The organism is Acidithiobacillus sp. TH-A36, assembly GCF_057473445.1.
In genome coordinates this window covers 1-4,189 of record NZ_JBYCKP010000181.1, presented here as the reverse complement: position 1 = coordinate 4,189, position 4,189 = coordinate 1, and the positions used below count along the sequence as shown (strand labels likewise).

General features: G+C 49.8%; 4 protein-coding genes. All 4 read right to left on the bottom strand.

What is annotated here, in order from left to right; all coding sequences use genetic code 11:
* A partial coding sequence (locus tag AC2VLY_RS04940) for a hypothetical protein (protein ID WP_486921859.1) occupies positions 1 to 290 on the bottom strand: 290 nt, incomplete at its 3' end.
* A 15-nt stretch (positions 291 to 305) separates the two neighbouring features.
* Positions 306 to 2,375 (bottom strand): CPBP family intramembrane glutamic endopeptidase, encoded by a 2,070-nt coding sequence (locus tag AC2VLY_RS04935; RefSeq protein ID WP_486921858.1) that lies wholly within the window; start codon positions 2,373 to 2,375, stop codon positions 306 to 308.
* Positions 2,376 to 2,530: 155 nt separating this feature from the next.
* Positions 2,531 to 3,253, bottom strand: coding sequence for an ABC transporter ATP-binding protein (locus AC2VLY_RS04930; RefSeq protein WP_486892165.1), 723 nt, complete (start codon positions 3,251 to 3,253; stop codon positions 2,531 to 2,533).
* A gap of 169 nt (positions 3,254 to 3,422) precedes the next feature.
* On the bottom strand, positions 3,423 to 4,097 hold the full coding sequence (locus AC2VLY_RS04925) for a histidinol-phosphatase (RefSeq protein ID WP_486921857.1): 675 nt from the start codon (positions 4,095 to 4,097) through the stop codon (positions 3,423 to 3,425).
* Positions 4,098 to 4,189 lie beyond the last annotated feature (92 nt).

Sequence of the window (4,189 nt, the reverse complement as noted above, 5' to 3'; positions counted from 1 at the left end):
AAGTTTCCGATATGCCATGACTGACCGGTGAGACTTTTAGCTAACAGGTAAAATAATCCCATATCCAGCAAGGTGATCCACAAGAATAATGGAAATTGCCTTAACTGGACGTATGTTGGGCCGCTGAAATTGAGTATTGAATCTAGGGCAAAGCCTATTCCTATTAAGAAGATAAAAATGAGTAAAGCCGGCCATAGCGTTTTAAATTGGTTTTTAAGTAGATCCCAGCCACCACGGATGGCGCTGCTGTAAGTGGGATCATCCGCCTGCATCGGGGTAAAACTGTCCATAATGTGTTCCTTTTTTCAATGCCAAAGTAGTAACAGAAAGCCACTGCCATTCCATACCATATGAAGCAGGATTCCGGGCCAGAGTGAACGATAGCGGATGCGCAAAAATATTAATGCAGCTGCCAACAGGGCGATGATAATCAATGCCGGAGGGTAATGAAACTGTTCGATTTTGCTGGGTACATGGGCTAACACAAAAAGCAAACTGACGAACAGGGCCGACCAGCCTGATGAAAACCGCCGGCGCAGCCCGGCATATATGGCTCCCCGAAAAATAATTTCTTCGGCAAAGGGCGCAATGACAATCAGCAACAAAAGGACCACGTAGTGCGTCAATCCTGAGCCTTTCAGTCCCTCAAAGAGACCTAATGCGCGCGGGTTCAGATGGCTGGGCGGAGGAAATACCTGGAAAAGACCATGGGCAATGAGACCGATGAGAATGGCCAGTATCAAGGCCAGCAGATAGGCATATGGACGACTGGGTTTGCGCCAGGCAAAACCATCAGCTTTGCGCCAGACCTCCCGGGGAAATTTCATCTGTAAAAAAATCAGGATCGCCAATGCACAAAGCGTATAGCTCAGGATGCCCAGCCATATACGGAACGTAGTACTGATTTGGTGTAAGGACTTTTCCAGGACAAGCGGCGGCATTTTTTCATGGAGTAAGGCATAATGCATACCCAACTGCGCGCCGACGACAAAATCCCGCAGCATGACCATAACAACGACAATAATGGCCTGACCGAAGAAAAAGCTCAGAAAGAGGATTATCGCTGCCCAGGGCCCCCAATGCGTGCTAAGAGATTTTCTTGCAGACTGTTGCTTGCTTGTTTCTGCCGATAAAGCGTACTTTTGTCCTGTCTGCTGAATTTTTTGGGCAGAAAATTGGGATAAATTCCAGTCACTGCGACTCAGGCGTTGTCGGGCAAGATAGGCGGCAAACCCCACACTGACAAGGGCCATAAACATTAAAACCAGTGTTCCGCGCAGATGAAAGGGCACATGAATCAGGTGGCGATAAAACCAGTAGTGCGCAGCGCGCAACACCAGAACAGCATCCAACCCAAAAGAAAGGAGCAGGATGATTTGCTGTCGGATACCGGTAAAGCCCAGGCCGATTATACCCATTGGTGCCCAGGCCAGCACCAGAATGCCCATATACAAAATCAACAAAATCATGCCGATTTGCAGGCTATGATATCCCAGCAGAATCAAAATAAGGGCCGGCCAAAACAGTAATACCAGGGCCAGCAGGCTGGTATGCGCAGCGTAACTTTTTACAATGTGGGTACTTGCCTGCTGGTGATTGCCACCAAAACGACCGGTAAGCGTCAGATATTGCCAGTCAAATGCGCGTGCCGACCAGATACCCCATGATAAGACAGGTAGAAGGAAAATGACTGGAAGAAAAGGTAGAACCTGAGGCCAATGCGATGTACCAACCCGCAAAAATTGTAAGGCCATAAGAGTAGCCGGGAACAAGGGTTGGATGAAAAGAACCGCCAGAATTCCCTGCGGCCGTCGCGCCGTATCGAGAATGGGGTTGTGCCAGTTTCCGGGCATCCAGCGCCAGATTGCACTCCACGGAATGTTCTGGATGCGAATATCCTGGGGCCTGTGCAGGTATTCGGATAAAAAATCTTGCCACTCCCGTGGCGTTTTCCGCATCAGCAGGACGATGAGTAAAAGCAGAAGAATTCCCAGGACCGAATCCACTGGTGCGGGAATCGCCAAAAAAACATCTCTGGCAGGTGGGAAAAATATGAGGGGATACACTGGAAGCAGGGGGAATCCCTGCCAATATTTTCGGTCTTTCCTGCGGCTTCCGCCGATATTGATCAAAATCGCATAAAAAGAGGCCCAAAATGCCACGTAAGCCGTTAAAATAAAGGCTCCTGCCAGGGGAATGTTTGAAAACCGCATTTCCCCGGCAATGATGACCAGCAAGAGAACTAGAATGGAAACAAATATACCAATGGCCTGCCTGCGAAAACCGGGTAAAATTCTTAAAAAGTCTTCAGAAATCATCCGCCAGTAATGGATGAGAAAGCCACCCACGATAAAAAATGCGGGCAGTAATATCATTGTAAAAACTGCTTGCGAGGCCTGTGGCTTAGCCTGGGTGGAAAGTGAAAAGCCGATTGTTATACCCATCCCCATTAAAAATAACAGGCTACCCAGTATCAGGGTCAGGTTTTCCTGAAACAGCAGGCGCGGGTGGAGACAGCGCCAGATACCCATCAGTTGCTGTCTCTGGTCATTGCCAGGAATCGGCTTTCCGCTTCTCCGGGCTGTAAGGTTTCGCGGGGCCATTCTGCAATTATCCGGCCGTGATGGAGTACCAGAAAACGCGAACAAATGCGTTCAAGATCGGAAACAATGTGGGATGAGAGCATTACTGCAGCTTCATACTCCCGGGCGTGCTCCTGCAGCAGGGACAGGAAATCCTGGCGGGCCTGTGGATCCAGTTGGGAAACTGGTTCATCCAGGATCAATAAACGCGGGCGGTGGCGCATGGCAAGAACAATTGCCAGACGTTGTCTTTGGCCACCCGAAAGTTCCTGAACTTTTTTGCTGGAGTCCAGATCAGCCCAGTCTTCGAGTTTTTTCCAGTGGCGACCGGAAGCAGGATAGAAGCCCGCAATCAACTCAAGAAGTTGCTTGACCCGCATCCAGGAAAAACCACTGAATTCCTGCGGTACAAAACCAGTCTGAATACGGTTTTGGGTATCCAGTTGCTGGATAGCCTGACCAAATAACTCAATGTCGCCCTCATTGGCGAGGATGAGACCGACCAGACAGGTCAGCAGGGTGCTTTTGCCGGCACCATTGGGACCCAGTAATGCCACGATTTCCCCAGGATATAAGTCCAGAGAAACATCCCTGAGTATCTGGGCTTCTCCATAGAATTTGCCAACACTTCTGCAGCGTAATAAGGCTGTGTCCTGCCCGGAAGAATTCATAGGCGTACACTCACCCGAATGGTTTCAGGACTTGCGAAAATTCTCCCGTTTTACCAATATGGGGCACTGATTGGAAATAGGACATTGCGGCTCCTGATCCGGTTTTTACCGGTTAGCAGTTTAATAATGGACAAATGCTAGCACCATAATATGACAATTTGATGAATGTCTATTGATCATGTAAAGAAAGGGTCGGCCAGCCTTTGCTTGTGGCATGGGCACCCAGGCGTTCATCGGGGTTCACGGCAACGGGGTAATCGACGGTTTCCAAAAGGGGCAGGTCATTGTAGGAATCACTGTAAAAGGTGCTGCCTTGCAAACTTTGTTGCCAATCCAGTTGCTGCTCCTGCAACCAGTGACGCAGGCGTTCGATCTTTCCCGCCTGGAAGCAGGGGGTGCCGACTGTTTTGCCCGTAAATTCGCCGTCTGTGTTTACTTCGGGTTCGGTAGCCAGGAGGTTTTCAATCCCAAATTCAGCGGCGATGGGCGCCGTCACGAAGCGATTGGTAGCCGTAATAATGACCAGCAAATCGCCCTGCTGGCGGTGGTCTTCCACCAAGGCCCGTGACCGGTTGGAGATCATGGGCAAAACCCTTTCCTGAAGATAATCACGATGCCAGACATCCAGTTGGGCACGGGGGTGGGCGGCTAATGGCGTGAGCTGAAAGTCCAGAAAGGCATGGATGTCCAGGCGTCCGGCCACATAATCGGCGTAAAACTGATCATTGCGATGATTGAATTCTTCCGCATCGACAATGCCACGACTGCCCAAAAACTCCATCCAGGCGTGGTCTGAATCACCGGTCAGCAGGGTGTTATCGAGGTCAAACAGGGTCAAAGCCATACATTCTCCTTCTGGTTGGTAGTTCAATTATCTGCAAAAATATACCAGAAAGGGCATTCGGGATACGCCGCCCAAAAATTATCCACGCCTGA